This is a genomic window from Pseudomonas sp. WS 5027 (assembly GCF_012985695.1).
Taxonomy (GTDB): domain Bacteria; phylum Pseudomonadota; class Gammaproteobacteria; order Pseudomonadales; family Pseudomonadaceae; genus Aquipseudomonas; species Aquipseudomonas hygromyciniae.
Genome location: NZ_JAAQWU010000015.1, coordinates 41,946 through 67,772, shown reverse-complemented (window position 1 = coordinate 67,772; position 25,827 = coordinate 41,946). Strand labels below are relative to the sequence as shown.

At 56.6% G+C, this 25,827-nt stretch carries 27 protein-coding genes and 1 tRNA gene; 22 read left to right on the top strand and 6 right to left on the bottom strand.

Annotated features, from left to right (window positions below):
- Positions 1-37 precede the first annotated feature (37 nt).
- Positions 38-589 (top strand): RNA polymerase sigma factor, encoded by a 552-nt coding sequence (locus tag HBO09_RS18800; protein ID WP_169996141.1) that lies wholly within the window; start codon positions 38-40, stop codon positions 587-589.
- 38 nt (positions 590-627) lie between these two features.
- Here the strand turns inward: HBO09_RS18800 and HBO09_RS18795 are convergent, their stop codons facing one another.
- Positions 628-1,845, bottom strand: coding sequence for an MFS transporter (locus HBO09_RS18795; protein ID WP_032857819.1), 1,218 nt, complete (start codon positions 1,843-1,845; stop codon positions 628-630).
- Between the two features lie 412 nt (positions 1,846-2,257).
- Here HBO09_RS18795 and HBO09_RS18790 point away from each other — a divergent pair.
- The 21 genes from HBO09_RS18790 to HBO09_RS18690 all read left to right on the top strand — a co-directional run bounded on the left by HBO09_RS18790 (position 2,258) and on the right by HBO09_RS18690 (position 17,978).
- Positions 2,258-2,334: transfer RNA gene (locus tag HBO09_RS18790), tRNA-Met, on the top strand.
- A gap of 170 nt (positions 2,335-2,504) precedes the next feature.
- A complete protein-coding gene (locus HBO09_RS18785; protein ID WP_169996139.1) occupies positions 2,505-3,746 on the top strand; it encodes a tyrosine-type recombinase/integrase in 1,242 nt (413 codons plus the stop codon).
- A 174-nt stretch (positions 3,747-3,920) separates the two neighbouring features.
- Positions 3,921-4,658 (top strand): hypothetical protein, encoded by a 738-nt coding sequence (locus HBO09_RS18780; protein WP_169996137.1) that lies wholly within the window; start codon positions 3,921-3,923, stop codon positions 4,656-4,658.
- Positions 4,659-4,774: 116 nt separating this feature from the next.
- Positions 4,775-5,044 carry an AlpA family phage regulatory protein gene (locus tag HBO09_RS18775; RefSeq protein ID WP_169996135.1) on the top strand — a complete coding sequence of 90 codons (270 nt, stop codon included), beginning with the start codon at positions 4,775-4,777 and terminating at the stop codon, positions 5,042-5,044.
- A complete protein-coding gene (locus HBO09_RS18770) occupies positions 5,045-5,413 on the top strand; it encodes a hypothetical protein (RefSeq protein ID WP_169996133.1) in 369 nt (122 codons plus the stop codon).
- A gap of 472 nt (positions 5,414-5,885) precedes the next feature.
- Positions 5,886-6,149: a hypothetical protein gene (locus HBO09_RS18765; protein WP_169996130.1), complete on the top strand. Its 264-nt coding sequence runs from the start codon at positions 5,886-5,888 to the stop codon at positions 6,147-6,149.
- Positions 6,146-6,505, top strand: coding sequence for a hypothetical protein (locus HBO09_RS18760; protein ID WP_169996128.1), 360 nt, complete (start codon positions 6,146-6,148; stop codon positions 6,503-6,505). The genes HBO09_RS18765 and HBO09_RS18760 overlap by 4 nt, the downstream gene beginning before the upstream one ends.
- The gene (locus tag HBO09_RS18755; protein ID WP_169996126.1) at positions 6,502-6,813 is read left to right on the top strand and encodes a hypothetical protein; all 312 of its coding nucleotides are present in this window, start codon (positions 6,502-6,504) and stop codon (positions 6,811-6,813) included. The genes HBO09_RS18760 and HBO09_RS18755 overlap by 4 nt, the downstream gene beginning before the upstream one ends.
- Entirely contained in the window at positions 6,800-7,108 is a 309-nt protein-coding gene (locus HBO09_RS18750; RefSeq protein ID WP_169996124.1) for a hypothetical protein, read from the top strand. Before HBO09_RS18755 ends, HBO09_RS18750 begins: the two co-directional genes overlap by 14 nt.
- Positions 7,109-7,181: 73 nt before the next feature.
- Positions 7,182-7,469 (top strand): hypothetical protein, encoded by a 288-nt coding sequence (locus HBO09_RS18745; protein WP_169996122.1) that lies wholly within the window; start codon positions 7,182-7,184, stop codon positions 7,467-7,469.
- Complete coding sequence (locus tag HBO09_RS18740) at positions 7,462-7,689, top strand: hypothetical protein (RefSeq protein ID WP_169996119.1); 228 nt, start codon at positions 7,462-7,464, stop codon at positions 7,687-7,689. Before HBO09_RS18745 ends, HBO09_RS18740 begins: the two co-directional genes overlap by 8 nt.
- Entirely contained in the window at positions 7,686-8,567 is an 882-nt protein-coding gene (locus HBO09_RS18735; protein WP_169996117.1) for a toprim domain-containing protein, read from the top strand. Before HBO09_RS18740 ends, HBO09_RS18735 begins: the two co-directional genes overlap by 4 nt.
- Positions 8,554-10,356 (top strand): DUF927 domain-containing protein, encoded by a 1,803-nt coding sequence (locus tag HBO09_RS18730; RefSeq protein WP_169996115.1) that lies wholly within the window; start codon positions 8,554-8,556, stop codon positions 10,354-10,356. Before HBO09_RS18735 ends, HBO09_RS18730 begins: the two co-directional genes overlap by 14 nt.
- Positions 10,357-10,997: 641 nt before the next feature.
- Positions 10,998-11,684, top strand: a complete 687-nt coding sequence (locus tag HBO09_RS18725) for a hypothetical protein (RefSeq protein ID WP_262381281.1) — start codon at positions 10,998-11,000, stop codon at positions 11,682-11,684.
- Between the two features lie 27 nt (positions 11,685-11,711).
- A complete protein-coding gene (locus HBO09_RS18720; RefSeq protein WP_169996113.1) occupies positions 11,712-12,092 on the top strand; it encodes a hypothetical protein in 381 nt (126 codons plus the stop codon).
- 12 nt (positions 12,093-12,104) lie between these two features.
- Positions 12,105-12,707: a tail assembly protein gene (locus tag HBO09_RS18715; RefSeq protein WP_122463550.1), complete on the top strand. Its 603-nt coding sequence runs from the start codon at positions 12,105-12,107 to the stop codon at positions 12,705-12,707.
- A 43-nt stretch (positions 12,708-12,750) separates the two neighbouring features.
- Complete coding sequence (locus HBO09_RS18710) at positions 12,751-13,176, top strand: hypothetical protein (protein WP_169996111.1); 426 nt, start codon at positions 12,751-12,753, stop codon at positions 13,174-13,176.
- Between the two features lie 133 nt (positions 13,177-13,309).
- On the top strand, positions 13,310-13,864 hold the full coding sequence (locus tag HBO09_RS18705; RefSeq protein ID WP_169996109.1) for a hypothetical protein: 555 nt from the start codon (positions 13,310-13,312) through the stop codon (positions 13,862-13,864).
- Between the two features lie 531 nt (positions 13,865-14,395).
- Positions 14,396-16,012, top strand: a complete 1,617-nt coding sequence (locus HBO09_RS18700; protein WP_169996107.1) for a hypothetical protein — start codon at positions 14,396-14,398, stop codon at positions 16,010-16,012.
- Positions 16,013-16,589: 577 nt separating this feature from the next.
- Entirely contained in the window at positions 16,590-17,357 is a 768-nt protein-coding gene (locus HBO09_RS18695) for a hypothetical protein (RefSeq protein WP_169996105.1), read from the top strand.
- 396 nt (positions 17,358-17,753) lie between these two features.
- Positions 17,754-17,978 carry a hypothetical protein gene (locus tag HBO09_RS18690; protein WP_057010581.1) on the top strand — a complete coding sequence of 75 codons (225 nt, stop codon included), beginning with the start codon at positions 17,754-17,756 and terminating at the stop codon, positions 17,976-17,978.
- An 855-nt stretch (positions 17,979-18,833) separates the two neighbouring features.
- On the opposite strand, the gene HBO09_RS18685 is transcribed toward HBO09_RS18690, so the two are convergent.
- The 5 genes from HBO09_RS18685 to HBO09_RS18665 all read right to left on the bottom strand — a co-directional run bounded on the left by HBO09_RS18685 (position 18,834) and on the right by HBO09_RS18665 (position 25,819).
- The gene (locus HBO09_RS18685; protein ID WP_169996103.1) at positions 18,834-19,496 is read right to left on the bottom strand and encodes an RloB family protein; all 663 of its coding nucleotides are present in this window, start codon (positions 19,494-19,496) and stop codon (positions 18,834-18,836) included.
- Complete coding sequence (locus HBO09_RS18680; RefSeq protein WP_169996100.1) at positions 19,486-20,757, bottom strand: ATP-binding protein; 1,272 nt, start codon at positions 20,755-20,757, stop codon at positions 19,486-19,488. Before HBO09_RS18680 ends, HBO09_RS18685 begins: the two co-directional genes overlap by 11 nt.
- Before the next feature lie 744 nt (positions 20,758-21,501).
- Positions 21,502-23,556 (bottom strand): TonB-dependent receptor, encoded by a 2,055-nt coding sequence (locus tag HBO09_RS18675; RefSeq protein ID WP_169996098.1) that lies wholly within the window; start codon positions 23,554-23,556, stop codon positions 21,502-21,504.
- Between the two features lie 206 nt (positions 23,557-23,762).
- The gene (locus HBO09_RS18670; RefSeq protein ID WP_169996096.1) at positions 23,763-25,160 is read right to left on the bottom strand and encodes an ATP-binding protein; all 1,398 of its coding nucleotides are present in this window, start codon (positions 25,158-25,160) and stop codon (positions 23,763-23,765) included.
- On the bottom strand, positions 25,157-25,819 hold the full coding sequence (locus HBO09_RS18665; protein ID WP_169996094.1) for a response regulator: 663 nt from the start codon (positions 25,817-25,819) through the stop codon (positions 25,157-25,159). The genes HBO09_RS18670 and HBO09_RS18665 overlap by 4 nt, the downstream gene beginning before the upstream one ends.
- Between the last annotated feature and the right edge of the window lie 8 nt (positions 25,820-25,827).

The window sequence follows — 25,827 nt, the reverse complement described above, 5'->3', positions numbered from 1 at the left end:
GAAACCATTTCGACCGTTTATACCCTGAGGAAAAATCATGGATATCCCAATCAGTGTTTTAGTCAATCTGCCCCGCGACCCAAGCCAATCCATCCAAGATCTGTCCGATGACCACCACAAACGCCTGCGCCGGTTCATTCATAAACGCGTACTGAACCCGGAGGATGCGGACGATATCCTGCAACTGACATATCTGGAGGCATGGCGTAACCGTCATCACTTCAGCGCGCAGGCGTCACTGAGTACCTGGATGTGCGGGATCGCGCTGAATTTGATCCGCAATCACTTTCGCCGGCTCTATGCCAAGCCGGTGCATTGCGAGTTCGATGAATCGTTGTCCCATGGGCACAACGAAGAGCAGGACCTGGCGCGCCAATTCGAGATCAGCCGCCGGCTGGAAAACACCCTCAATGCGATCCAGCACCTGCCCCTGGAAATGCGCAACACCTTGTATGCCTCACTGGAAACCGACGGCAGCTACCAGGACACCGCTGATGCCCTGGCGATTCCGATCGGTACCGTGCGTTCGCGCCTGTCCCGGGCACGGGAACAACTGAAACGCGCGACAAAATCTCACCCGTTCCAGTAGGAGAGGGATCGCCCAGGGATAGGGCCAACCTCCCGGTTTCAGGCTTTTTTCGAACGCGGCAACAAAATCGCCAGCACCCCGAGCAGCGGCAGGAACGAGCACAGCGTGTACACGTATTCGATGCCGTGGATGTCCGCCAGATAGCCCAGCAACGCCGCACCAATCCCGCCAAACCCGAACATCAGGCCAAAGAACACCCCGGCGATCATCCCCACATTGCCCGGTACCAATTCCTGCGCGTACACCACAATCGCTGAGAACGCCGAGGCGAGGATAAAACCGATCACCACACTGAGCACGCTGGTCCAGAACAGATCGACATGGGGCAGCAACAGGGTGAACGGTGCCACGCCCAGGATCGAGAACCAGATCACCGCCTTACGGCCGATCTTGTCGCCAATCGGCCCACCAAAGAACGTGCCCGCCGCCACCGCCCCAAGGAACAGGAACAGATGCAGTTGGGAACTGGCCACCGACAGGTCGAACTTCTCGATCAGGTAAAAGGTGAAGTAGCTGGTGAAGCTGGCCATGTAGAAGTACTTGGAAAACACCAACAGCCCCAGCACCACCAGCGCACCTAGTACGCGGTTTTTCGACAGGCCATGGGTCGCGGCCTGGCCTTGCTTGAGCTTGAACAGGTTCAAGTGGTTGCGGTACCAGCGGCTGATCGCGTACAGCACACCCAGGGCAAACACCGCGAACAAACCGAACCAGGCCACATTGCCCTGGCCAAACGGAATGATGATCGCCGCCGCCAGCAACGGGCCAAAGGCCGAGCCGGCGTTACCGCCCACCTGGAAGGTCGACTGCGCCAGGCCGTAGCGGCCACCCGATGCCAGGCGCGCCACGCGGGATGCTTCCGGGTGGAAGGTCGAGGAACCGATACCGATCAAGGCCGCCGCCAGCAGAATCAGTGGAAAACTGCCGACCTGGGACATCATCAGAATCCCGATCAGCGTGCAGATCATCCCGCACGGCAGCAGGAACGGCTTGGGATGGCGATCGGTGTAGTAACCCACCCAAGGCTGAAGCAAGGACGCCGTGAGTTGGAACGTCAGGGTAATCAGGCCGACCTGGGTAAAGGTCAGGCCATAGCTTTCCTTGAGCATCGGATAAATCGACGGCAACACCGCCTGGATCAGGTCATTGATCAAGTGCGCCAGCGCCACGGCGCCGATGATAGACATGACCAACGGGCTGGATTGTCCGGCGGCCGGTGTCGTAGCCACTGAAGGCTGGGAATTGGTAAGAGCCATGAGGAACGTTTCCGTACAGCAGATGGATGCACAGGTGCAGGTGTGACAATGTGCCACTTATTGGGGCAGGAAGGCTATCCCGTTAGCAGGCTAACGAGTAGGTGAATCGATGCAGCGCTCATGCCTTGTAAAGGGCCAGCAAGCTAGTACGCCGACGGTAGAACACCGCAGATCAAATGTGTGCGGGCTTGCTCGCGAAGGCGGCGTGTCAGTCAAGTACGGCTAACCTGATACACCGCCATCGCGGGCAAGCCCGCTCCCACACTTTTATCTTTGCGGCTTTGGGAGCTGCGCGAAACCCAGCCACTGGTCGCCTGACCCGGCGTTTTTGCTTAAACAGTTGATAGCGTAGATAAATTTTCAAAAAAGCGCTTGACGCTTCTTCGTTCTGAGCGAATAATGCGCGCCACTTGGCTACATAGCTCAGTTGGTTAGAGCATAGCATTCATAATGCTGGGGTCCGGGGTTCAAGTCCCTGTGTAGCCACCAAGTACCTGTTTACAGATGTCTCCATGAGTCTATAAACAACCTCAAGAAGCCCGCCTAGTGCGGGCTTTCTTGTTTCTGGCTATCTCTCCTTGTATCCCCCTATACCTTCCCTCCGTGTATCCCCCTGTGTATCCTCGACAAATAATTGAACCGAGGGGATACAAGCCAAAATGAAGCGATCCGAGATAAAACGCCGCCCCCTTTCCGATACCGCATTGGCCGGCCTGGAGCCTGATGCCAACGAGTATCGCGAGCTGGACGGGAGCGGCCTTTATTTCCGCGTGAAGCCTGATGGCCAAAAGTCCTGGCAGCTTCGTTACAAGAAGCCCGACGGCAAATGGTCATGGCTTGGGCTTGGCGGTTACCCCGAGGTGAGCGGATCAGTCGCCAGACAGAAAGCTGCCGAATTGCGCTCCGATGCCGCCGACGGCAAAAACCCGATCGTTACCAAGCAGGCCCGCAAGAAAGCAGAGAGGGATATCGCCGGCGAGACATTCGAACCGCTGGCGAGAGAGTGGTACGCCTCACGTCTCACCAACTGGGATGCGGGCACCGCCAAGCGAATCATCGGAGCCCTGGAACGTCACGTCTTCCCGGTGTTCGGCAAACGCCCCTACGCCGACATCACTCCGCTTGAGTGGATGGAGTTTCTGCGCGGCATGGAGCAGCAGGGAATCCTTGAGCAAATGAGCCGAGTTCGTTCGTACTGCCGAGACGCCTACGATCTGGCCCGGGTAACTGGCCGGGCGACCCATAACCCGCTTGAGGGGCTGCAAAAATATCTCCAGTCCGGCAAGGCCGAAAACTATGCCCACGTTTCACCCGATGAGCTTCCCGGCCTGATTCGCGCCATCGCTGCCTATCCGCACGCCCACGATGTGCGCCTCGGCCTGCGCCTGCTGAGCCTGTTCGCCGTGCGCCCCAGCGAGCTGCGCGAGGCGCAGTGGTCGGAGTTCGATTTCGCCAAGAAGGTCTGGACGATCCCAGTCGAGCGCAAAGGCCGCAAAAAGGGACTTGAGCACCTGGTGCCGCTTTCGTCTCAGGCGATCGAGGCGCTGGAGGAGCTGCGCCAGTACACCGGCAGCTATCCCCTTCTGTTCCCCGGCCGTAGCGACCACACCAAACCACGCAGTGACACCGTGTTTCTGATGGCGCTGCGCCGAATGGGATATGAAGGCCGACAAACAGGTCACGGTTTCCGGCATATCGCGTCGACGGTGCTCAACGAGAACGGGTTCGACGAGAACCACGTCGAGGCCCAGTTATCACACAAAAAGCCTGGCGTTGCCGGCGTATACAACAAGGCCCAGTACCTGCCGCAGCGCAAGGTGATGATGCAATGGTATGCGAACTACCTCGATGGCCTCGCCGGTGGCGTTGTTGTCCAAGGTGACTTTGGCAAGCGTGCCTGACTGGTTGCTTACTATTCGCCATGTACAGATATAGACTTAATGCCAATACTGTTCGGATAACCAGCGCACTGACTTTCAAAGAGTTTCGACCAGCCTAGCCCGACGGGGCGAAACGCGGACACCCATCTGCCTGGCTGGCCGATCATAAATATGGGCCGCTATGGGAAGCGAAAAGTGAGCGAATTAGCAGTTCAGATCAAAGCTCTGGGCGTCAGCGCACAGGAGTACGTTGCTGACATAGACCGACTTGTTGAAGATTTCCCATTATTTGAGACGCCAGAACTGGCCGAGGTCGCTACAGCTCTCAAGCGAGCATTAATCGAAGTCTCAAGCATGACTATGTCCGTCGTTAAGCTCGCCCTAGATGCCGATGAGACTAGAGAAATGATTCAGGGCGAGCTTGATCGTGGATCAGCGATAGTTGAAGCCCTTCAAGCTCAGCTTCTCTTCGTCATGCTTAACGCAAAGAAGATGAATCAGGCACCTATCCATTCGCAGGAGCTAGAAGCATTACGCGCGGATCTAGAGAGTGAGCGGCGGGCCAGGAACGCAGCAGATCGCCGGGCAGAAGACGCCGAAAATACTGCGGCGTCTTTGCGTCATCAGTTGTTTTCCAAGACTGCCGATCACCGCAACCAGGTAGATAGCCCGGAATGGAGTGCCACCACACCACAGCCTCATGACGCAGCCCTATCCTTCCCTTACGAAACGAAAGAGCTTTTAGCTATGCGGGATGCGGCCTTGAAGTATTGGGCTGGATACACCCGAGACAAGCGCCAGCCAACACAGAACGAAGTCCAGCTTGAGCTATGTGAGTTGCTGGGGCTTAGCATTGGGAAAGGCTCCACCCCACCCAGGAAGACAATCGCCCTGGCCGGGGCAATCAAGCCAGATTCGCTTCCTGAGGCATGACGCGCTGGGGTGACACGCTGGGTGACAGTATGTCATGCCACTATGTCACCTCTATCTGACACCTCATCGCAACAATCAACCTGTTTCCCGTCTACATCAATATCGGGAAACGTAAAATGCACACCATCCACGCAGCACATCAGCCTTCTACAGCAGCAGCGCAAAACTTCGATCCGGCAATCACCCTAATTCGCATGCCGGATCTCGAAGCCATCACCGGCCTCGCCCGTCCCACCGTCTACAAGCGCCTAAAAGACGATCCGACCTTCCCCCGCCCTGTGCCGCTGAGCAACAGCAAGTCGCGTGGTTCGCCAGTTGGCTTTGTGCTGGCCGAGGTCCACGCCTGGGTGCGCCAACGCATCGCCTTGCGAGGGGAGGCGGCATAAATGACCGACCAAAAAAAAGGCCAACCCATAAAGGCCAGCCAAGAAAAATCTCACGCCGATAGTACCACCAGCACCGGGAAAGCGCCGACGAAGATCAGCCGCGTCCTTGCGTACTTGCTCCAGGATCGCAGCCTCAACCGCTTCGAGGCCGAGCGCCTGGGCGATCATTGCCTCCACAGCACAATCAGCAGCTTGACCCACGGCTATGGTCTGAAGTTCGCCCGCAAGACCGAGCGCGTGCCGAACCACTGGGGGCTGCCTTGCCTTGTGACTCGCTACAGTTTGCCGCCCACCGAATACAAACGCGCCAAGAGCGTGCTGGCTATGCTCAAAGGCACAAATGCCCCCCGTCGCCCGGTGGCAGCATGAACGCCGCGCTCACGATCGGCGATGAGCGGTCGATAACTTTGGTTGCAAGCAATCGTGCTCGTCGGTATGGTTCGTCCGTCGCTGCAAATTCAGCGACCGGGTTTGGTCGCCCGAGCAGATACAGGCGCAACAGCGCCCCTATTACGATTGCAGGCGCTTTTTTTACGCCCGCAGTTTCGTTTTATGGCGGCTGTGCGCAGGACACCTTCGGGTGTGCCGGGTTTCTGTATCTCCGGTCGACCAACCTGCGCACGGCTGCCACCCATTCGTTTGGTCGCGAACGTGGCAGCTCTCAAATTGATACGGGAGCTCCACCTATGCACGCCCTAATTCCGCCCGCAATTCGCGCATTTGCTCACCGCCGCATGGCCCTGAGCGCCCTCCGCGCAAACTCATCACTTTCCGTTCGTCTCACCCGCTACAACGCCCACATGGCCATCGCTCGTACCCTGGAGTCTGCCGGGGGGGCGGAATGAATACTCCCGCCCGCACCATCCATCAGATCGCCCACGACGCGCTTGAGGATCTAGGCAGCGCACAGGTCATCCTAGGTAAGCTTGAATCCCTGCTGTATGCCGCACTTGCAGACAAGGGCACGAGCCAGCACATCCGCAACCTGGTGGATATTGCGTGGAACCTGGCCGCTGATGGCGCCAACACTGCCGACTGTAACCACGAGGCAATTTCCACCGCTCTGTCCGGGTATGCTGCCGTGGGCGCTGGGGGTGGCCAGTGAAAACGTCAATCAAAACCCGCGACGACCTCAGCTTCACCAGGCGCGACGATGTGGGCCGACTCATCAACTGGCCCTTGGGCAACCCCGGCGCGGCTGCCGACTGGGAAAAGGGAATGGCTTTCTTCAACGACGAGATCGTCGAGCTTGCCGCGCACGACGAGCATGAGGCGCTTTGGGCCATCAAGTCAGCGTTAGGCGCAATGTGTGGCCGCTTTACGTGCCTTGAGATCGGCTTCGTGGATCGCATCGCTATTGCCGCTGTGAATGGCTTGCGCGCAAAGCGCCATGGCGTTGCCTGGGTTGAGGATAAAGACCTCGAAGACATCGAGGATGAATCGCGGGAGGTTTCGGCATGAAAACTCTAATCAACGGCGACTCGCCCCGCACCGGAGTGGTGATCAGCACCTCCGCTCTTACCCCAAGCGAGCAGCGCGGTATGCGTCTCGCTCGTGAGTTGTTCGACGAACTCCGGACTATCTACACCCAGGCGATCGCACCATCCCTCGGCGGCAGCAGCCGACCGATCAATATCCGCATGCGCGATCTGATGGCCGAGATCCATCTGCATTCGCACGGCTTTATGTCGAACCACTGGAAAACTGATCAAGAGATCGAAGACGCCAAACCGATCAACCACCGGGAGATATTCAATGTCGACCGATAACCGCGCCCACGACGTACGCCAAGCCTATTGGTTCGTCTACACGCCCGCCGTTGAGAAGAATGGCCTGCTGTATTCGCGAATGATCGCCCCTTTTGAATCCGAGGAGGAGGCGGTGAACGGAATGGAGCTACTCAATACACGCTTTCCTGGTCCAGCCAAGGCGGCTGTCGGTCAACTCACCTATCAAGGTGTGCGTTCGGTCGAAGACATGGAGCAAGCATTCCGAATTGCCCGCGGCGATCTGGCTGATGAGTTGGCCGGGCCAGATCCACGCCGGCCGGTAGATCGTAAATGACCACCACCCATTCCAAGGCGGCAATGCCGTCATGTTCAGAATCGATATAGCGACCTGACCTAAGAGGTTAAGCATGAAAATTCAAAACGGCGCATCAGCGTCTACGGGATCGGCTTGCCTAAAAGAAGCTGCCGAGCTTTGGTTCGTAACCCACCCGAAGGTGCCCAAGGCGTTGCTGGGACCGTTCTTGACCGAGGCCGACGCCGAGTGCGGGCGCGTAGTTATGCGTAGTGCTGGCGCCCAAGTGACGGCATGCCTGGTTGATTCAATTGACGACATTACCCGCTGGCACGGTGTGAACAACGGTCAAGTTTGCCGGGCCTTTGCTGGCGCTGATCGCCGGGAGGTCAGCCATGGGTGACGTGACACCAATCAAGCGTACGGGCACTGGCGGCCCACCCACTGCTGGCGCTCATATCGACAGCGCCAGCTATGTGCTGCTGGTAGAAACACTGGTTGGCTTCTTGGAACTGCGCATTTCGGAAGGCGACCAAGGCCGCCAATGCGATGAGTTGGAGCGCCTGACTCAGAAACTGGAGAGCTTGGCCAAGCGGTTTACCCCGCCGAAGGGGGCCGCATGACAGACGCAACGATCCAATTCCGTGATGCGCTCCAGGCCGTCTATGGCCCTCTCGACTGGCTACCAGAGCCCGACGGTGCAATCCACCGATTCCGTGTGCCGGAGGATAAGCCTGGCTCGCTCAACGGCTGGTATGTGCTGTACCTGGACGGCATTGCATCCGGCGCTTTCGGCAGTTGGAAAGCCGGTGGCGCCAGCACCTGGTGTAGTCGCGAACCGGTGGACGCTCGCGAAGCCGCACAAATCCGCGAGCGGGTTGATCTAGCCCGGCGCCAGCGCGAAGCCGAGCAACACCAGCGCCAGCAGCAGGCCGCCGAGAAGGCCAACCACTGGTGGCGCAATGCGCGCCGCGCCTCCCCCGACCACCCGTATCTGGTAGCCAAGGCAGTTCGCTCCTACGGCCTGCGCCAGCGTGGCGCTGACCTGCTGATCCCGCTGTACCTGGATGGGCGCTTGGTCAACCTGCAAAAGATCGGGCCGGACGGCGACAAGCGCTTCCTGTTCGGCGGCCGGATCAAAGGCACCTATTCGCCGCTGGGCATCATCGAGCCAGGTTCTGTGCTTTGCATCTGCGAAGGTTGGGCGACGGCCGCCAGCCTCCACCAGCACGGCGGCTATGTCGTTGCCGCTGCCATGAACGCGGGCAACTTGATCCCGGCGGCGATGGCCCTTCGCGCTCGATACCCGGGCCAACCAATCGTCATCGCCGGCGACGACGACCGGCTCACCGATGGCAACCCGGGGCGCGCAGCGGCAAACGCTGCGGCGGCGGCCGTGGGTGGCCAAGTGGCTTTCCCCGAGTGGCCCGAAGGCGCCCCCGATGACCTCACCGACTTCAACGACCTCGCCAACTGGAAACTCGCCCATGTCCAAGCCTGACACCAACGTGATCAACCTTCGGCCGGACGCGGCGACCATTGCGCCAGATCGCCCCTGCTGGGCGGTGTATGAGCATTGGGTGATCAATGAGAAGGGCCGCAAGCTGCGCCCCGGCGTCTACTGGCACAGTTTCAAGCGCGCCGCGGCTGATCAGGACGACGCCGAGGGCGATACCGGCGACCGGCCTATCACCGATGAGTGGATCTCCAGCCCTGTCACAGTCGTGGCCCGAACCACCAACAGCGACGACGGCAGCGAGGGGCGGTTGCTGCGCCTGGTAACTGAGGGCGGCATCAAGGAATGGATCATCGCCATGGAAGTGTTCGGCGGCAGCGGCGAGGACGCCCGGCGCGCATTGTTCGGGATGGGCGTCATTATCGCCCTCAAGAAACGCGGCACGTTCATGGAGTACCTGCTCGACCAGCATCCTGCAGAAGTGTTTGCCACCACCAGCCGGCCGGGCTGGCATGAATCGGGAGCGTTCGTGCTGCCTGGGCGAACGATCGGCAGCGCCAATGTGCGGTACCAGGCCAGCAACAAGGCTCAGGTACTTTTCAGCCGGCGCGGCGAGCTGGCGCTGTGGCAATCGGAGGTGGCCGCCAAGTGCGCGGGCAACCCGGTGCTGACACTAGCGATCGGCTGCTCACTGGCCGGCCCATTGCTGAGCTTGGTGGGCGTGCTGGGCGGTGGTGTTCACCTGGTGGGCGATAGCTCGAGCGGCAAGTCGCTGGCGCAACTGATCGGGTCGTCGGTATGGGGCGACCCGGGCGTGTTCGCCGCCAGTTGGGACATGACCAAGGGTGGCCTGGAGATCGAAGCGTCGAGCCGCAATGACACCATCCTCCCCCTGGATGAGATCAAGCGTGCTGATCCCAAGCGCGTACAGGAAATGGCCTACTCCCTCGCCAACGGCCAGGGTAAAGGCACCATGACCCGTGAGCGCGAAGGCCGCGCCAAATTGAGCTGGCGCCTGCTGACACTCTCCAGCGGCGAGCGCTCGCTCTCTGAACACGCGGCCATATCCGGCAATGCCGCCCACGCTGGCGCCGAGTTGCGCATGGTCGACGTGAACGCCGGTACCCGCACACACCGGGCCTTCGACGAATTGCACGGGCTTGAGGGAGCGGACTTTCACCGGCAGCTCACCGTAGCGGTCGGCGCCCACCACGGCCACCTTGGACCAGCGTTTGTGGAGCACCTGGTCGCTGCTGACGATAAGCCCGGGCTGCTCAGTGATTTTGACGGCATCCGCGCCCAATTCGTCGAGGACAACGCCCAGGCCGGCCGCGTGGCTGACCGGTTCGCCGTGATCGCTCTGGCGGGCGAGATGGCCATCGCCTACGGCCTGTTGCCATGGGAGCCGGGCACCGCCCTCTCCGACTGCCGCTTGCTCTACGGGGAATGGCTCTCCCGTGTCGGCGGAGGCAACGCAGAAGACCGCCAGATCCTGGCCGGCATCATCGATTTTATCGACAAGCACGGCAGCAGCCGATTCTCCGATGTCGACGCAGCGGAGGTGGACGCCAAGGTATTCAACCGCGCCGGATACTGGGAGCTGGTGGCCGGCAAGCGGCTCTATCTGTTCAACAAGTCCGCGCTGATCGAGGCCGCCCATGGGTTCGGCCTCACCCGCGTGGTCAAGGCACTGGAGGTTGGCGGGGCCCTGGCCAAACGCGACACCGACCGCGATAGCCGCAAAACCAAAAAGTACCGCATCCCCGCCGGCGGATCGGCGCGGCTGTACGTGATCGACCCAGAAGCCATGGACAGCGAAGGGGCCGGCGCATGACCACCAAATCCACCAAGTACGAATGCCCGAGTTCACAGGAACCTATAAACGTGGGGAACAGGGGGAACGGGGGAACAGCCAGTAAAACCGTGGGCTGCGGCCGTTCCCCCTTATTGAATGTATGGGGAACAGGGGGAACACAAACATGTTTTTGAATATAAGCGTGTCTGCGTTTTCCAGAATTTGGTTATCACCGTTCCCCACAAAAAAAAGTGGGGAACAGAAATCCCCTCTGAAAGCCCCGGAAACATTGGCTGTTCCCACTGTTCCCCCGTTCCCCCGATTTTTTTCTAGAGACACATATGGGCAATGGAGCAATCAGGCCGAGGTGACGCCATGAGTCTCCTTTCCGGCTTGCTCGATCACATGCCGCCAGCCATTGCAGGTATCGACTCACCAATTTTGGGGAGTCGGCCTCGCCCACGCCTGGTGCTGGCCAACCCTGTCGAGCGCGCTCCCCGACTCATTACAAGCCCGCACGCAAGCGCCGCCACTGCCACGCCCGAATGGCGACAAGCCCGTGACCACTACCTCAACCACATCATGGTTTGTCGGAGCTGCTACGCGCCCACCGGCCGCTATTGCACGGCTGGCGCCCACTTGCGCGCCAGCTACGACAACACGCCTATGGAGACGTACCAATGACGCCCAGCCTTATCACCCGCTTGTGCAACATCGGTATGAAACCCGGCATCAGCGCCGCCACGCAGCTCATCACCACCCGGCGAATATGTCGCGCCATTGCTGACCAGCTCGACGTTATCCGCGGTGAACGGCGAGCCCTACGCCGGCAAGCGGGAAAGCTGAAAGCATTTCTCCCATTCACCCGGCAGACCATTGCCGAACTGGAGGAGCAGGCCAGCGAACACCAGGAAGCTACCCGCAGCGGAGCGTGGAGCGCACTCGCAGGGTTTGGCCAATCACTAATGTTCGACCGCGAGGGGCTGGCGCAGGCGCTGGGCTTCGACCAGATGTGCGACCTGCTGGGCGTCAACCCAGTACATCGCCATCGGGCTAGCGCAGACGGTGACACCAGCCTTCGCGGAGTGGCCTACCTATCCCAGCTAGAGGACAGCGCCGACCGCAAGAGCGACGAATGGGGCGCCGGTGGCCCGCTGTATCGCGCCTGCCACGCCGCCATGATCCGATTCATCAGGGAATGCCCAGAAGACCAACTACCCGACCCATTCGCCCCTGGTGCGCCGTTCGGCCCAAAGCTCCCGCCCGCCCTGAGCATCGTCGGCAACTGCCCATTTTCCGCGCCACGTTTTGCGATTCACGAAAACGTGGCGCGACACCGAGCAACACCACCGGGCACCAGCCCATGACCAGCGCCAGCGGCGCATAGAGGAAACATGACAGACCAAGACAGCAACATAACGGGCCAGGCACCCACGTACAGGGAGCGCTTCGCCGAGGCGTGCAAGATTACGGACTTTGCCAGTGATCCAAAGATGATTGCCGGGTATGTCGTTTGGGGAGTCAATCACATCGTCAAGGGTGGGCGTGACGGAATCGACGGCCCGTATTACACGGAGCAAGAGGCCGTCATCGCCGCTGACCTGCTGAAAGCCATAAACCCATTCGCCAAGGAATACGCATCTACCCACTGCTCAGCCTGGAACCCTGACCCGCGCCGCGAAAAGGCTATCCGTGACGACGCCATGGCATCCCGAATGCTGCTTGCAATGCAGATCGGCGCCGAAGTACCAACCCACACCACCAATGACAAGTAGAGGAAACAGACCATGGCCGCTTCAGTGATCGAATACACCCCTGTCATCAACTTCAAGCTTCGCGGTGCCCTTCGCCAGTTCGGCAAGTCCTATCCATTGGCTGTGCGTACCCCAGCGGAAGCCGTCAAAGCCTTATGCGTTCAGATCCCCGGATTTGAGCGCTATATATCGAACGCCAAATCCCGAGGTTTAGAGTTCGCAGTGTTCCGCGAAAAACGGAATATTGGCGAGAAAGAGTTGAACTACAACGGAACCGGCGACATCACCATTGCACCAGTAATTACAGGTAGTAAACGCGCGGGTTCCCTTCAGACAATCGTCGGCGGGATATTGATTGCAGCAGCATACGTACTGTCTTTCACGCCGTTCGCTGCTGCGTCACCCTTTCTGTATTCGGCAGGCGCTGCAATGTCCATCGGCGGCATTATCCAAATGCTCAGCCCACAGGCTGGTGGTCTCAAGACCAGCGCGGCGCCGGAGAACGTGCCCGGGTACGCATTCGGATCAGCGAAAAACACCACAGCCTCGGGCAACCCGGTACCGCTTTGCATTGGCCACCGGCGGTGGGGCGGCGCGATCATCAGCGCCGCAATTTATGCCGAGGATCAAGTCTGAACTTAGACAGTGCTATTGTTGCATCTCATGAAAAGGAGCTCTCATGCTGAAGATCGCTGCAATAACAGCACTATTTGCCGCCCTTCTGGCAGGCTGTGCCACTTCCCCGGTGCCAATCAAAAACGCTGTCGCGGTACCGCCTGAAAGGGTTCTTGCATACCAGAAAGACGTGCCAGGCACAGGCACGTTGTCGGTGACCCGCGACTCGGGCCATACGGGAAGTCTTTGCTCGGTGGGCCTTTTCTTAGACGGAAAAGTGGCCGCATTACTCAAGCCTGGAGAAAGGGTTGCCCTCCATGTCCCTGCTGGCTCGGTCGTAGTCGGTGCGGCATACCAAGGAAGCGGCATCTGCGGGATGGGCGCGGAAAGGCAAGAGCGAGAGGCAATCGTCACGGACGGAAAGGTGAAAAACTACCGCGTATCAACAAGCGGCGACGGTGTTTTAGACATTCTGCCTACCACGCTGTAACGAAAAGATAGGGCCGCCTCCGGGCGGCTTTGTCACGCTTTGAGACAGACGATATGGTCTCACTCAGACCAAGTCGTCTGTTTCGCCGAGCTCATCGCAAGAAGTCTCTGCAATCGACAAAAGGCTTACGCAAATGGAATTACGCTATTGCCCTGACGTTCAAGGTCTACCCACAGTAGATTTCAGGCCCTACATGATTGAAACGGCCTACGATTACTATTCTGTTGGGACTACAGCGGCTCAAGAGCGAATGGGCTTGGCCTGCGTCCTTTCCGCTCTCTCGCTTGAAATCTGCCTCAAAAGCTTTTTCGCGATCGTCGCTGGAAATCCGGGGACGTTGAACGAGAGCTATCAGTACGACAGGGAGCTTCTGCCAAAAGGCTCTAACGGCCACGGCTTACTTCAATTTGCTGAAGCGCTAGCCCCCGAGATCCGAAGCTTTCTGTTTGATCTGCATGACTTGGAAACGTTAGGGATCAACAGCAACCTATTCACCAGCAGCCGATACACATATGAGCCTCAGGCTAATCAAGTTCACGACGACGACATCATCAAGCTCGCAGCGAAGACTGTGTGCAACCTGACCTACCTATACCGTGCCCAGGGCTGCCAAGATCCTTTCATTAATGGTTTTGACATCGACAAGCTATATTTCTCGGCTGTTCAAAGGTTTGAATATGTTCGATGAGGCCGCCGTGGGCGCGACCCAGTAACCACGCAGGTAACCACCAAAAGTAACCACCCCGCCTGGTTACCATCCGTCGTAGGAATCTCCGTCACGGAGTCGCCCTACGCCCGCCAGCCTTGACAATTTTTAACAGGGTGACGGGTTGGCCAGCTCCCCTGGGACTAACTTTTGCTAACAGGCCGCGAGCGCTGTCATCAGCTCAGGGCCGGCCGCATCTCAACATTTCTCAACATGGCGTCAGGCTCCGTACTCGGTCCGACATTAGGTTTTGTTAGGTTCTGGTGCGCGCTCGATGAGAGGTTTTGACAAGTAATTGGCTTTGACCAGATCGGTAGCGAGCCACTCTGTATGCCAAAAATAGTAGCCACATTCACCAGCCCGGAAGGTCTAGCGCCATCAATTTTGACCCTTCTGAAAGCCAACATAATGACGAGAGACCAATTGGCACCTACAGTAGCCGCTCTACCGAACTCAGGATGGCTGCGTCTCGTCAAAGTTCAAAGCCGTCCACCTTAAGGAATAACGCCCTAGATGACCGTATCAGCCGACGTCGACACGACAATTCTACTGACCATTTTGGGCGTTATCGCCGCTGTATGGGCACTCATTCCGCAAAGCAGCCGGTTACAGTTCCGCTTCTGTGTTTCATGGCTAGATTGGTTTTTTGGGATATCTGTTCTTACGCTCGTCCACTACCTAGTATTTGCGCCCACGTTACAAAAACTTGGTCTCTTTTATAGCTTCGGGCCGTGGCGATGGGGGCTTAACACTTCAAGCGTCGTATATCTCCTGCTTCTAGCTATCGCAGTCTATTTCTTCTGGAGAACCCGGTCCCCTCGACTGGTAAAAGGGAAAATTCGTATCTTCCACGATCTCATCGAAAACCTCCTATTTACCAAACGTCATGCCGAGCTGGTTTTCTATATTGACCCACAACTATCAAAGCTTATTCGTATATGCACAGACACTCCGTGGCTCGTTAGGGTCATTGATCGCATTAATGCCCCCTCTGTAGATTTAGCAGCTCTCATGCGTAGCGAGAAACCCGTTGCCCGACGAACCTGGCGACAAAACTTGAGGAAGGCGTTAACAGCATTGAGGGCTTGGGTATCGAAGCATGACGATGCTAGTTTCTTGGCCCGCGAAACACTCCAAAACCTAGTCACCTCACCCGAGTTGATCAACTATATTGCGGTCACCCATCCCTTCTTTGCCCTAAAACTCCTTAAGGCTGACGAAGCGATTCGCTCCGACTTTATTGAGGAGTGTGTGGATGCCATGCTCGAAACACCGGGCAGTCGTCTCTACGTCGAGTTAAAGAACAGCCGAAACCTAAATAGAGGGAGCCGACTAGCGCTGCCGGAGAGTAATCGTCTCCTGCGGCACTTCTTCGCAAATGCTACAGACGCGGTTAACAACGGCTTGTACCAAGCGATCGGTGACGCGGTATTTCGGCGTCTGGATGAGGACAGCAAACTTGCCATCAAACTGAATAAGGAGCTGGGGTCTTATTCTGATTCTGGTAGATTTCGCTGCCCGATAAATTCCGGAATTACTATGTTTGAAATCATGGTTCACGAGGGCATTCATCAAGGCCTACAAGACCATATGTGGTTGCACTACTTTAGACATTTTGTACAAAAAATAATCAAGCAAATGCCATCGACTCCAGTGGAAGACTCACTCAACGAATGGCCTACCCCCTTTCACTACCTACTATATCGTCTGATAAGTATCACCTCGGATTGGTCCTTGCAGTCTTCCTTTGTCGATGATTCAGAAATTCCAGAGACCACAAAAAATATCAAAAATTTTGATAGGCACTTCATTTCAAAAGAAGCCACAAAGTCTTTGGGCGACATGCTGCAGATAATCATTCCTAGCGAAAAAATTTCCGATTCGTTCAAGCGTTATTTGCTGAGTTCAGTTCTCCGCAGTCACAATGAGCTTCAAGCCATAAACGGTTTAGGTAGCATTGCCGGATCGCTACGTAACTCGGTAATCAGAGGGGTGGGAATTCAGACAAGATGTGCATATCGGGCAGAGCTCATGTCGCATTTTCAGAGGCTTGACCACCGGCTCAGGATGGAGGCTAATTTGTTTGAGAGCGATCTGCTGAACTCAATCTCAGAATGTCTGACCAATTGAGACAATTTGCTTTAGCAAAGATCTCGGAAACGCGGTCCTGATTTAGAAAAATCAGCCTTCGATAACGGTATCCACTCTGGTACCCACGGTTTGGAGCTGATTCAGGCGGATATCCGGGTGGTGACCAAGAGCGATGACCATCACCGGTGACCGCTCTCTCTGGTCACTGACGCATCAAATTTTCTTTGCCGAAACACCCCATTGAAGGCTGTAACCAAGTTCCGGCCAGCGTGTCTTCGCTCAGTGTTTCACGCAGACTTTTCACGCACTTGGAGTGCGCGAACTTCCCGTAGAAGCGAACAGTGGGGCGCTGGAACGCAGCCAGGTACGCACGATTGGTACGCACCCGCCGAAGCGTACCGGCACCAAGTTCGCACTTCTGGTTCGCACCCTCTTACGCGAACCTGGTGCGAACCCGGCCGCCGGCCTGTTATCAAAAGTGACGGTTGCCAGGCGCTGGTTTCCACTGAGGTTTCCACCAAACGCAGGCTTTTTGACTGGCAACCTAGGCGTTCGCCGGAATAGTGTCTGGCTGTCTGGTGCAAGACGTTTACCCCCGCTGGGGAAACTCCCATGATTGAACATCGGAACCTTCAGAGAGAACAAAATGCCAAGTATCGTTTGGGGCCGACATCCCCAAGAGGCTTATGACAACCCGTATGAGCACGAAGCCCAACGGCAATTCCTCAGGGAATGCGATGCCCTGCTTCGCGAAATCATCAAACGCCTCAGGCCGCACACGCTGAAATACCATCGCGACGAGCAGTCGCTGCAGAAGGCGACTTGGCTTATCACCATGGACTTGCTGGCATCACTCCTAGACTGCGTGGCCTTACTGAAGGAGACACGACACCGCCCCGTTGCGCGAGTCTTCCGTGACGCAGTTGAAGCGATCGACGTGATGCGCTATTTGCACGCAGCATCCCCAAAGGCCGAATTGGCTTTGAAGAAGTGGTATGCGAACGAAACGATTTCTCATGGCGAAATCCGGAAGCTGATCGAAGCATTAGACGGAGTAGAAGCGGCTACTGAACGCAGAGTCTTCTATCAGGAACTGTCCAAATTCACCCATCGCACTTATCGGGCACTTCTCCACAGTGTTTCACTCGGCCGGGACGAACTCATGGTTCACGACAGCCATGGTTCCGGCTTTCTAGTTCTGCCACAAACCATCGCCGCCTACATGGCCGTGCTGGGGGACATAACGATCCAGGCGACTGGAAGCGTCAGCTCAACCGGACTGCTCTCCGCTGATGAGGTGGTGGAAGCATGGGGTGTGGCCTTGGAGATTCATACGGTTCCCCGGCGCTTCGCAATGCGTGTAAAACTTGGCTCTCCACTTTGACTACGCTTTGACGGAATGCGAGGCAGCCATCAGACCAAACCCACGCCGGGTGGGCGTCTGAGGCTTATCGCGTGCCAAGCCCGTCAAACAAGCGCACCGCGGCCGCTGATACCCCTGACAGACCCCAGACGGATACGGCGCTTTCGGCCCACCTACTTTTACCCGGCCTTTACCGAATCGCTGGCGAATGTGAGACAGGCATGAGACGGATTCGGCGAGCATGGCCGCCTGAGAACGCGCAGCGACAAATGCGGGCGGGGCTCACGCGGTAGATGCGGGGAAATCCCGTATCACATCGCCAGGCCACTTTGCCGCCGGCAGACGCAAACCACGTAAAGGTGATTCCAGGCATTCGCGGCGCCAGTGCTACGCTCTCTCGAAACACGGAGAGCCACCATGACGGACACCAAACTGATCGCCAGCCTGTTTGACCGCCTCAATCAAAACCAGCTCGCCCTGGGCGCCGCGGTGGAGGAGCTTTCCAACTGGGTCGAGCAGCGCGGATCGGCTGACATTGCCAACAACGTGCGCGGCGCGCTAGAAACGCTCGACGAGAACCTGGTGTTCATTCGCCAGGGCATTGCTGAGCTAACCGTCGCCGGCAGCCTGGGGCAGTCGTGAGGAGGCAAATAATTCTGGACAGTTCTGGACGGATCGCGGCGCGGCATGCAACCTGAGTCAGGCCGGGAGCTCCAGCGATCAAGGGCTCCGACAGATCGGCGTAGCAGTCCAGATACCAACCACGTCCAGAATTTTGGGCATACCCGTGGCGGACGGTTCGGAGAGCAGAATCCTTGACCAGCCTTGACGAAATTCTTGACAGGTCTTGACGGATTTATCTGGCGCCACCAGTGGTTGGAACGCTGAAAGCCAAGCAGGTTAAGGCTTTGCGAGCATTCGGGCTGCCTGACCAGCACCGGCTCCGTCTAAATTCGTGAGGCGGCCGTCAAGGTGGGTGATCGATCAATATCCTGGCGCGATGGGGTGGTGAAATACCGGGCCAGAAAAATGCTTAGCGCGCCAGGCAATATTAGACAGGCCCTAGACGGATTCCCGACGACAGAACAAGGGCAAGTTGCCCGCAGCCCAAGCAATGCACCGCTTCCAGCGTTAAAGGTGCCGTGCTGGTGCTTGATGCTCGTCAAGTATTTTCCGGGGCTTCCAACGACCTGACAGCAGGTCGGAGCAGGTGGTAAACGAGTTGTTCACCTTGGAGCGGAAGCCGCTCGGGTTGCCAGCCGAGCCAGCCCTCCCATTCCGGGTAGTTGCTCGCGTCCGGCTGATGAAATCTGCGGCTCATTAGCAGGCCGCGATTTGTTCAGGCTCCAGCATCAACACCTGAGGCGGAAGCGTAGCAGTCTAGGCTCGAAGCGAATATGCTCTCGGACAAATCCGAAATTTGTTAAATATTGAGTAATAGCAACTTTACCCTGTTCACCGTCAGCACGTGATGCCAGGGCAAAGTGGATGTATTCACTAAGCCTTATGCCCACCTGGCTTATTTAAATTAGTTAGAAGCTCAACCAGTTCGTGAACATTAGTCGACGGATTGGGATTCCCTGAAGCATCGGCGACCTTCTTCATTTCCCGCGAGTTATTGATGGCGAATGAAAGCTTTTCCTTATATCTCAACCAGACGCCTTTACCCCCTTTCGCGTACGACTTATCGTGCTTCTTTAGCTCACTAAAAACCGATTCCCCTATAGATTTTTTTGCAGTTCGAACAAATGATTCTCTATGCAGCACGTGATGTAACAGCAACCAATATTCAAAACATGGATAGGATAAGACCGCAACAAACTTTCCTTCCTTTGCGTTAATAAGCCCAATTGCCCTATCCAGATTTTTATGACTATCTTTATCAATTATACAAAAGACGGTATCAAAACTCGCGCCCTTCTCCTTCTCGAAGAGATCAACAGCATGTTGATAAACCGAAATAGGATCAGAGCCGCACTCTCCACATATCTCGACGGTGGCCGTCTGCAACCTCAAGTCGTGCCGAATCTCTTTAAAATAGTTCGGCTCTGTTTTTTCACCTTCGCACACTATTAAAAAGCGTTTACCTGCCTCTTTCACAGGCTTTTTTCGTTCAAACGATTGAGCTTTTTTCCTATGATGTATGTTGTCAGTTCCCATTCGAAAAATCCTTAACAAATGGAATTCCGCCATATCGCCCCGCCAAGTAACCTTTCTCCAGTGCTTCATCCTCTCGCACGGAATAATCAGACAGCGGCGTCAAAACAGAGGATTGATACTCATCTTTGTCAATCATCCAAACTTGATCCCGGCGCAAAATATTCTGCCCGAGAATCGATGTATCATGGGTCGTAAAAATGACCTGCGCTTGTGTGCCCTTCGAATTCAGACTTTCAATAAGCTGATGGACAACCAAAGGATGCAAGCTGCTATCGAGCTCGTCTACGAGCAGTACACGCTTGTTACGCATGACATCAAGCCAAGGACCAGAGAATTTAAAAAGAGCCTTAGTACCTGCGGAAATCTCATCATCATCAAATTCCACGGGGCCAGAGCCATCAATGGAATCTAAGTAGAACTTGGGCTCAGCAATCTCCCGACCACTCATAGTCTTAATAAATTCATCTCGAAAGGCCGACGGCATATCATTTGGAACTTCCGAAGGATCGAACTTACGTCGCTCAATCCTTATGTCAGAAATAAACAAATCAGCACCACTAAGAAATGAGAGAATGTCTTTCTTAGCATCATCAAACCGCTCCATAGTATAACTTGCAGTCAAGTTTGCTGGATCCATAGTAGCAAGTCTTTTCGTAAACCAATTATATACTGGTCGCAACTGCTCATTATTAAGTTGGATTGCAGCCGACAAGAACAGCGAGTTAGACCGCGTATTTAATCTCCAGTCAGTCCTTCTGCGACCACCTTTAAATAGCTTGCTCCAAACATATGAATCCTGATCACTTTCAGCTACATACTCCCGCTTATACCAACGCTGCATCTTTCCCGACGGGTATGCGTACAACCACTCGGAAGTAATTCGCTCTGAGTTCGCAGTAAAACCGAACTCGTACCTTACTCCCTCCTCGAAAAAGTTAACCTCAAACTCCGAGTCTGAGCTTCTACTTTCATAGGAGAGTCGAAAAGGGATTACGCTCACACCGTCTTCTAATCGACTTTCCTTTGCAGAATGACCAACCATCCAATCTACAAAAGTCATAGCATCTACTAGGCTAGTTTTACCGGATGCATTCGGCCCATAAATCACCGCGCTTTTTAAAAGGCGAGGGAACTTCTCCTCAGAATCCACTTCAAAAGTGTTCTCATCAATAAACTCCTTGTAATACTTCGACGCCACCATGCTAAGAGTCTGACGCTCCCTGATTGACTTGAAATTTTTGACGCTGAACTCAATGAGCATTTTTGCCCCTACGATGCTTAAAACGTGTTTTTTTGCGGATTTCCCGCAAAAAAATGCTGATTAAGCGTCTTTTACTCCTGATTTTTTTCTTTTTCAAGATCAATCTTTGTTTAGGCGTCATTCGTCGTTTACAGAAGGTGAGCGGCTGCCTCAACCTGCTAAAAGATGGGCCAATCGCCACTAAACACTCAATCCGTTTACCCTGAGCTCCATCCTATACAAGCGTCATCACTACCCTGATCCGGGGTGGTGCTGGCGCGGGGATTGGCAAGAACGCCTCTGTGTGGTGGAACTGCTACACGGCGCCAGCACCATCATCGCCGCAAAAGTGCGGAGATGGCTCCTCAAAAGTGAGGAACGAGATAATCGGGTCATCTCTGGACTGAACCATCAAAGGAGTGATGATGATGACCACACCTTTGCATGTGGGCGAGTTTGTCACGATGACGTTACCGTTCGTCGGGGATAGAGCGATGAGCCAGGACGGCTTTCTCATCTAGCGTGAACCTGCCCAAAAACACCCCCAGCAGACAGCACCGTGTATCCCCAGATGTATCCCTTGAAAATATGAAAAAGCAAATAATCAATTAAAACATTAACTTATTTATCTGGTTCAAATGTCTGTGTACCACCAAGTACTAAAAACGGCTTACCGAAAGGTAAGCCGTTTTTTTATGCCCGCAGAAATCTTCGAGAGCAAGCCCACGAGCTACTCACGCTCGCGGGCCATGACTTAGCTACCCCTCAAAAGTAAGTGGTCGCCCCGGCAAAGAACGCACGGCCCGGCACATAGAACGTCGTCGAACCATCACGCGCATCTTCATCCAGCAAGTTCTGCACGCCGCCATTCAACGTCAACCACTTGGTCACGGCCAGGTTCGCCGTCAGGTCGTAGGTGGTGTACGACTTGACGAAGTCATTGCCAATACCCCGCTGCTTGCCGACATGCTGCGCCGAAAGTTCGGTGTTGAGCTTGTCGGTGACTTGCCAGTTGAGCGCACTGAAGGCAGACAACTTGGGCGCGCTGATCAGGTCTTCGCCGGTGGACAGGTTTTTGCTCTCCAGCATGTAGGTGGCGTTGGTGCGCCAATCCAGGGAGTCGGTCAGCGGGACGCGAACCGAGCCTTCCCAGCCTCGGGTCCGGGCTTCTTCGACGTTTTCCAGCATGGTCCACCAGCGCCCCTGGAACTGGCCCAGTGGTGCGTATTCGATCTTGTCTTCGAAATCGGTGTGGAAGTAGGTGAGGCTGACCTCCCAACCGTCACGATCGAACGACACGCCAATCTCCTTGTTGACGCTGGTTTCTGGCGACAGGTTCGGGTTGCCGGCCATCCAGCAACTGCCGCTCACATAACCCAGGGGTTTCAACGAACCGCAACCGCGACCGCCGGACTCGGTGGCGGCACCGGCGCTCCCCTCTTTCAGGCTTGGCGCACGAAAGCCCTTGGACACACCACCGCGTACGGTCCAGTCCGGATGCGGATGGTAGACCAGGTACGCACGCGGGCTGTTGTGGTTGCCGTAGTCTTCACTGTGGTCGAAACGGTTGCCCAGGGTCAGCGCCAGGTTGTCGAGCAGGTACAACTCATCTTCGATAAACGCGGCCGAATAGTCACCCTTGAGCGAAGAACCGGCGACTGCAACGCCTTGATAGTCCACGGGCACCGTGCCCAGGGTGTCGCTATTGGTCAGTTCTTCACGCTTCCACTGCCCGCCCACGGTCATGCGCTGGCTGAGCAGGAATTCAAACGGAATGTTCAGGCTGCCTTCGGCGATTTTTTCTTCGGCGCTGGACTTGCCCCAGTCGATATCGTTCTTGAACTTGTTCAGGTACAGATCAACTTTCGAGGTACCGAAGCTCCAGTCCCCGTTGTGGGATACGGAGAAGCTGTCGCGAATCAGACGGCCAGGCCCGAAGCTGCCACCGATGGTTTCGCCCCAGTCACCGAAGGTCTTTTTGCTCGACCAGGACCGCTCGACGCCATGCACGGCCTCGAACGACAGACTTTGCTCATCATTGATTTTCCAGTCGAGCAAGGCGTTGACGCTGTGGTCCTTGGCCCCGCCCGCGCCGTCGCCGTACATGAACTCGCCATCCTTATCCAGGCGCGCCGTGACCTCATCGGCGGCACGCCGGGTCAGGTTGGCGCCCAGGCGCAGGCCCACGGACTCGGTCAAAGGCCCGGACAGGTTGAGGCTGGTCTGGGTGGTCTGGCCGCGGTCGGAATCTTCGGGAATCGTGGTGTTGACGTTGGCCGAACCGCTCCAGGTGCTCGATACCTTGCGGGTGATGATGTTGATCACCCCGCCCATGGCATCCGAGCCGTACAGCGAAGACATGGGCCCGCGCACGATCTCGATGCGCTCGATCATGTTCGGGGTGATCCAGTTCAGGTCCTGGCGCGCCAGGTCGCGGCGATAGCTCAAATCCCCCGAGCCGCCGAGGCGTTTGCCATCCACCAGGATCAAGGTGTACTTGTCGTCCAAGCCACGCAGTTTGATTTTCGATTGCTCGCCCACCGGACCGAAACCACCGGTCACACCCGGAACACGCCGCAGCAGGGTATTGAGGTCATATACGGGCTGGCGCTCGATTTCTTCGCGGGTAATGACGCTGACGCTGGCCGGCGCATCGCGCAGATCCGTGGCGCCGCCGGTGGCGGTGACGAACGAGGTGTCGAGTTCTGTGACGGCGTGTTTATCGACCTCGCCAATCTCTTCTGCTTGCAACGCCGGGGCGGCGATCAGCATGCCGACGGACAGGAAAAGAGAGCTGAAAAGGTAGGGGGGATTTTTCATTGCAAACAGTCCTTGTTGAGCCGATATGCACCAAGACGGAGCACTAAAGGTCGCGGAGCGTAATGCAAATCCTTATCATTTAGAAAGGCCCTTGTTACAACTCAAGCCTAACCCCACATATTTAAAGCGGGCCTAATTTCTTATAAATCCATCGAATAGCGCGCAAAAGAGTCAATACGTCGATATTTTCTAACGTTAAATATTCACTATAAATTCGAATCAATGTGCCGATCACTGCCTTTCATCGGAATCGATAAAGTAGCCCGCAGCCCACCCTCCTCTCGATTGGCAAGGGTGATCCTTCCCCCCAAACGCGTCGAAATCGCATGCACGATGTTCAGCCCCAGCCCTGCCCCTTCGGGGTTGCCAGCGCTATAAAAGCGTTCAAACAAGCGTGCGCGCTGCTCCTCATCAATTCCCGGCCCCTGGTCTTCGACGATCAGATGACAAAAACCTTCGGACTGGCTAAGCCTGACGCTGATCACCCCGTGTTCCGGCGAGAAGTTGGCGGCATTGGTGATGAGGTTATTGAGGGCGATATCGATGGAGGCAGCATCTGCGACTACCGAGAAATGGGACTGCGAGTCGTCGAAATCCAACTCCAGCCGCTTTCTCAGCAACCATGGCGTGAGTGTTACCAGGCTGTTGCGCACGGTCTTACCCAAATCAATGTGTTGCGATACCGGCGCCATGGCTTTGGGTTCAAGGCGCGCCATCGTCAGCAGTTGGTTGACCAGGCGACTGGCCCGGTCGACACCCGCGATCAGGAACGCCAGTGACTCACGGCGCTGCTGCTCGGTACCGGCTTCCTGCAGGTTTTGCGCATGCACCCGCAACACCGCCAGCGGGGTGCGCATTTCGTGGGCGGCGTCGGCAATAAATCGGCGTTCGCGGCCGAGCGCTTCCTGGATCTGCCCCAGCATACGGTTAAGCGCCGCCTGCATGGGCTCAAGCTCACTGGGCAGAGGAGTCAGTTGCAACGGCTCCAATGAGCCACTGTGGCGCGAGCGCAGGGTCGCCGCCATGTTCGCCAGGGGCTTGAGACCCCAACCGATAGCGACCCAGACCATTGCAGCGAGGATCAGGCTGCCCAACACGTTCGGCCAAAGGGTGTGACGGACAATACGCCCCACCAGGTCAGCGCGTACGTCGTTACGCTCGCCAACCCAGATACGCACGCCATTCTGTTTGTCTTCAAGCATGAACGCGCGCCACTGCCGGCCTTTAAGGTCGGTGATGTCGCTGAAGCCCGACTGGGTCGGCGGCGCGCTTAATGAGGGCGCGCTGGCGGTGTGAACGAGTACTGCCCCCTCGGGGCTCCAGATCTGAAAGGCGATCTTGCTTTCATAAGGATGGCCATCGGCTCGCGGCACAGCCTCAGCCAGCGCCTCGTTGAACTGCTGGTACAGATCGCGGTGGGCTTGCCCCGTCATCGGCATCCGCATCACGCCCTGCAGCAGGCGAGCATTTTGCGCCAGCTGCGCATCATAGACTTCAGCAATTTCATGGTTACTGTCGTGTAAGTTGAACACACTCAACACCGCCAGCCCTGCCAGCATCAAACCGATGATCAGTGTCAGCGTGCGGCGGCGGATTGAGCTCACAGGCGCTCCTCCACCAGGTAACCCACCCCGCGAATCGTGCGGATCAGGTCGGTAGAGAACTTTTTGCGCAAATGGTGGATATGCACTTCCAACGTGTTGCTTTCCGCTTCCTCGTTCCAGCCGTAGAGCAGTTGCATCAACTGGTCGCGCGTCATGACCCGGCCCGGTGGCGAGAGCAGTTCGTGGAGCAGTTGGTATTCCTTGGGCGTCAATGCGACCGGCATGCCTTGATAGCTGACTTGCTGGGTACTGGGGTTGAGGCTGATACCGGCGTGCTCGATCAGCGCCTGGGCGCGCCCGGCACTGCGCCGCAACAAGGCACGCAAACGTGCCTTGAGTTCTGCCAGATCGAACGGCTTGATCAGGTAATCATCGGCACCGGCATCGAGCCCGGCGATGCGGTCTTCCGTCGCGTCCCGAGCGGTGAGGATCAGCACGGGCAGGATCGAACCGCTGTCGCGCAGACGACGTAACACTTCAAGCCCATCCATGCGCGGCAGTCCCAGATCAAGCACCGCCAGATCGAAGGTTTCACTGAGCAAGGCATGCAAGGCGCTGCTGCCGTCCTTGAGCCAGTCGACGGTATAGCCTTCACGCCCCAGCGCTTGATAAATGCCTTCGCCGAGCGCCTCGTCATCCTCAATCAGTAATAGCCGCACATGAACTC